This is a genomic window from Nocardia wallacei, from assembly GCF_029868745.1.
GTDB lineage: Bacteria > Actinomycetota > Actinomycetes > Mycobacteriales > Mycobacteriaceae > Nocardia > Nocardia wallacei_B.
The window spans coordinates 1-3,807 of record NZ_JARWOP010000265.1; the positions used below are offsets into that span (position 1 = coordinate 1).

4 protein-coding genes are annotated in these 3,807 nt (G+C 66.9%); 2 read left to right on the top strand and 2 right to left on the bottom strand.

Going from position 1 to position 3,807, the window contains the following annotated elements:
* The coding region (locus QH470_RS23990; RefSeq protein ID WP_280272450.1) for a hypothetical protein at positions 1 to 235 on the bottom strand (235 nt) is incomplete at its 3' end.
* A 119-nt stretch (positions 236 to 354) separates the two neighbouring features.
* Positions 355 to 666: a hypothetical protein gene (locus QH470_RS23995; protein WP_280274588.1), complete on the bottom strand. Its 312-nt coding sequence runs from the start codon at positions 664 to 666 to the stop codon at positions 355 to 357.
* A gap of 701 nt (positions 667 to 1,367) precedes the next feature.
* On the opposite strand from QH470_RS23995, the gene QH470_RS24000 reads away from it, so the two are divergent.
* On the top strand, positions 1,368 to 2,615 hold the full coding sequence (locus tag QH470_RS24000; RefSeq protein ID WP_280274589.1) for a cytochrome P450: 1,248 nt from the start codon (positions 1,368 to 1,370) through the stop codon (positions 2,613 to 2,615).
* A 32-nt stretch (positions 2,616 to 2,647) separates the two neighbouring features.
* On the top strand, positions 2,648 to 3,763 hold the full coding sequence (locus QH470_RS24005; protein ID WP_280274590.1) for an aldehyde dehydrogenase family protein: 1,116 nt from the start codon (positions 2,648 to 2,650) through the stop codon (positions 3,761 to 3,763).
* Positions 3,764 to 3,807: the final 44 nt, after the last annotated feature.

The window sequence follows — 3,807 nt, forward strand, 5'->3', positions numbered from 1 at the left end:
CGATGGTCGCCACCATCGCGATGCCGATCGCGCGCAGCGTGTACTGCTCCAACTCGACAGTGTTCGCCGACTCGTACATGAATCGCGCGAGCGCGTCGAAAGCCTCCGCCTGCGCGCGGCCGTTCTCGATCTGCTGCCCCAGCGCCTTCCGGATCGCCGTGCCGGTCTCACCCTCGATCGCCACGGCCGCTTCACGCGCGGCCAGCCCTTCCAACCGGCCGACCACCTCGGTCACCCGCTCCCCCGAACGAACCAAAGCATCCGCGACAGCACGCATCTCACCCGGGTCACCAACCGGACAATGACCCAGGAACCAACTAGTGGCCCAATCCGGCAGCCCCGGAGCAAGCGTGGTCACCGCGAACTCGACCGCCCACGCGCACCCTCCACAACCAGCAGGTGCAGAACCTTCGCCGGACCACACCCACCGGCCCCACACAACTCGACCTCGGTAAACGCCGCCACCAACGCCGCCACCGGATCGAACCCACCCACCACCACACCGCCACCGAGCACATCACACCACCGCCGATGCACGGAATCTTCGACAACGGTAATGTCAAGATTTTTCATCGCGGGGTGCGGATACTCGAATAATTCCCGCCCCCAGGCCGCCACGGCAACATTCGAACGACCGTCGGACAATTGAACATGAAGCGTGGCCATGTCCTGACTCCCGTCCGAATTCTCGCACCGCCGCACCGACCCGCCGACAGGCTGTGAATGTACGACGAAGGTCCCGCGAAGACATCCGCCGAACGGGAGGAAAATATCCGCCCACCGCATCCGGCACACACGGGCCGGGGCGGGGTCACGTGGATGGCGTGCCACCTACGGTCGATCCGGAAACTTATAAGCGCCGCAACGTGGTCTAGGCCACGCCCTGGTCGCTCCGACGGTGAAAAGCCCTGTGGCCAAGGCATTGTCGCGGTGCCGTCGGGGTAAGAAGTCCCGGCCCTTGCCGGTGAGCCGGTACTCGTAGTGAGCCGGGCGCTCCTGGTAGCGGGACCCGCATGTCCTCTTCGACCAGCCGAATCAGGCGCTGGGTGAGCGCATTGCGGCTCGAGCCCAGCGTTCGCTCGAAGTCGTCGAAAAGCGTTGTGCCGTAATAGGCCTCGCGCAGCAGCCGTCGGCTACGCCGCCATCTCGGTGGGCACTGCAGACGGTAGTCGCCGCCGGTCGGTGCCAGTTGCTCCTACGCGAACCGGCCTTGCTCCCACGCGCAGAATCCCGCCGCTAGGGCCGCGGGGGCCGCACCAGAGAGCAAAATCGATATGCACAGAGCCGCAGAGTTTCGCGAGATCGATCGGAGCACCGTCCGTGTTCACCCGCCGACACCAGAGAATCAGACATCGGGGAGGACTCTGATGTTGCACAACTTTTCCGCGGAGGCCTTCTCGCACAACGAGTTCGGCTTCATACCGGATCCGTTTCCGTTCTACGAGAAGATGCGCTCCGCTCAGCCCGCGTACTTCTCGGAAAGTATCTTCGGCGGCACGTGGCTCTTCTTCTCCTATGCGGACTGCCGGGCGCTCATACTGGACGAGCGGCTATCCAATTCGCGGGCGGACGTTCCCCTGCGGTTTCTGCCGGCGGATCAGCGGTCCGGCTTCGGCGATATGCTCGGCGTATTCGAGCGCTGGCTGGCCTTTCACGACGGTGCCGGTCACACCAGGCTGCGGCGTATTGCCAATCGCAGCTACGCCCCTTTTCGGGGCGAGCGGATCGAGCCGTTGATCCAGCGCGCTGTCGATGATCTGCTCGACCGGGTCGATGGGAGCGAATTCGATGTGATGTCGGATTTCGCTTTTCCGCTGTCGGCCATCGCCATCGCGGATCTCCTGGGGGTGCCGAACGAGGCGCACGCCGATCTGACGCGGTGGACCGACGATATCGCCTATCTGTTCGGATCCACCCACGTGTCCGCCGACTACGTCCACCGAACCCAGCGCAGCACTCGGGAACTGGTGCGTTTTCTGTCCGCGCCTGAGTCTGCGCGAAGATCCGAACAGCGCGACGGCTTGATGCACCGGATGCGCCATACCGAATGCCACGGCTACCGGTTCGACGAAGAGGAGGTCATCGCCCAGTCCGCCCTGTTGTTGTTTGCGGGCACCGCATCGATCCGGTATCTCATCGGAAACAGCGTGCACGCCCTCGACCAACGGCCGCAGCACGAGCGGCAGCTACTGCGGGAGCAGAGCACGGCGGCGCAGGCCGTCGAGGAACTGCTGCGGTACTGCAACCCGGTGCAGTTCGTCGGTCGTGTCGCAAGCGCCGACTTCAGCTACCTGTGCGGCAATGGCGTGAAAGCCCAAATCCGCCAAGGGCAACCGCTGCTGCTGTATATCGGCTCGGCGAATCGGGATGTCGAGAAATTCCCGCGGGCGGACGAGCTCGTCCTCGATCGTCCGGGCCCGATCGAACATCTGAGCTTCGGTATCGGTCGGCATCTGTGTTTCGGCGATCCGCTGGTGCGCGCGACGACCCGAATCGCGCTGGCTTCGCTGTATCGCCGGATGCCCGACCTGCGGGTGTCCCGGCAGGATCTCGACTGGAACAACAATCTCGGGTTCCACGGCTTCCAATCACTGCGGGTCACCACGCACGCGTGACCGAGGCGAGATTTCCGGACGAGAGGTTGTGCATGGACACCGACACGCTGTGGAACTTCGTCGACGGCGAACGAGTGACGCCGCAACGCGTCGACTACCACGATGTCATCGACCCGTGCACCGCGGAGCCGTACCTGCGGGCGCCCAGCTCCGGGGCGGGCGATGTCGATGCGGCGATGCGGGCTGCGGCGGCCGGCTTCGGCAGGTGGCGTTCGACGACCCCCGCCGAGCGGCAGCTGGCCCTGTTGCGCATCGCCGACGAGCTGGAGCGACGTGCGGACGAATTCACTGCGGCGGAGGTCCGCAACACCGGGAACCGGGTGGCGTCCGACGTCGCTCTGGTCGTGGACCAGCTGCGCTTCTTCGCCGGCGCCGCGCGACTACTCGAGGGCAAGTCCGCCGCCGAGTACGTGCCGGACCACACTTCTTATGTGCGACGCGAGCCGGTCGGCGTCTGCGCGCAACTGGCTCCCTGGAACTATCCCCTGATGATGGCGGTGCTGAAGGCGGCCCCCGCTATCGCCGCGGGCAACAGCGTGGTGCTCAAGCCCGCGGAGACGACCCCGATCACCGCGCTCATGTTCGCCGAACTCGCCGCCGAGTATCTCCCTGCCGGCGTGCTGAACGTCCTGTGCGGCGATGACGAGGCCGGGCGCCACATGGTGGCACATCCGGAGCCGGGCCTGGTGTCCCTGACCGGATCCGTGGAAACCGGGATCGATGTCGCCACCACGTCCGCAGCTCACGTCAAACGGTTGCACCTCGAACTGGGTGGCAAGACACCGGTGATCGTGTTCCCGGATGCCGACCTCACGGCTGTCACGGCGACCTTGATCGAGGCCGGATTCGGCAATGCGGGCCAGGATTGCACGGCGGCCGCGCGCGTGCTCGCCCACGACGCGGTGTACGACGACCTACTGGATGCGCTGGCCGCTGCGGCCCGGTCGTGGCGGGGCCGGGGCCGGCCCGGGGGGGCGCGCGGGGGGGGGGCCGGCGGGAACACGCCCCCCCGCCGCCGGGGGGAGAGGTTTAGACCACGCGGGCCCCCGCGCCCGGGGGGGGGGGCGGGCCCCGCGGGGGGGCCCAACAGCGGGCCCCCCGGGGGCCGGCGGACCGCGCCGAGGTCCCCCCGGCGCCCGCGGTGGTGATCGCCGCCTCGGGACCGAAGATGTTGGCCGCCGCGGCCGAGATC

Excerpts from the sequence above, each read along its gene's own strand:
- QH470_RS23995 (WP_280274588.1), bottom strand. The coding sequence starts at position 666 with ATGGCCACGCTTCATGTTCAATTGTCCGACGGTCGTTCGAATGTTGCC.
- QH470_RS24000 (WP_280274589.1), top strand. The coding sequence starts at position 1,368 with ATGTTGCACAACTTTTCCGCGGAGGCCTTCTCGCACAACGAGTTCGGC.
- QH470_RS24005 (WP_280274590.1), top strand. The coding sequence starts at position 2,648 with ATGGACACCGACACGCTGTGGAACTTCGTCGACGGCGAACGAGTGACG.